We start from the raw sequence: 573 nt of genomic DNA on the forward strand, positions 1-573 counted from the left end.
ACCGACTCGCGCCCGCTCTCGACAGACGCCGGCGAGCCGCGCAGCGCCGCCGGCCATCTTGCCGCCCGCTGCTGGGCGCTGCTGCTGGCGCGGATCTACGAATGTCTGCCGCTCTTGTGCCCCCGCTGCGGCCAGCCCATGCGGATCATCGCCTTCATCCTCGATCCGCCGATCATCACACGGATCCTCACTCACGTCGGCGAGCCTGTCACGCCGCCAGTGGTGCTGCCGGCCCGGGCGCCGCCGCAGGTCGAACTGGGGTTCGAGCCGTCGGACACGCCGTCGGCCCAGACCGCCTGGCCGGAGATCGACCAGACCGGCGGCCAGGACAGCTGGGACTGAACCCACTGGACAGCAAGGAGCGACCGACCTGCGCAGGTGCGGAGGAGACCGAAGCCGGGAACGACGGAGACGGACCGGTCTGCTCGCTCCGCAGACGATATGGCTCCCGGAAGCGCGAAACCGGGCCTCGCGATGGCGCTGGCGGCCATTTTGTCGGCCTCCGACTTGAAACGGGATGATCGCAGTGGTACAATCTCCCGGAATGAGGAGCGATCTGGGACATCGGGAGGC

1 protein-coding gene is annotated in these 573 nt (G+C 69.1%); it reads left to right on the plus strand.

What is annotated here, in order from left to right:
* The coding region (locus tag QGH30_09770; protein ID MDP7022613.1) for a hypothetical protein at nt 1-342 on the plus strand (342 nt) is incomplete at its 5' end.
* Nucleotides 343-573: the final 231 nt, after the last annotated feature.

This window comes from Candidatus Krumholzibacteriia bacterium (assembly GCA_030748535.1).
Classification (GTDB): Bacteria; Krumholzibacteriota; Krumholzibacteriia; order JACNKJ01; family JACNKJ01; genus JASMLU01.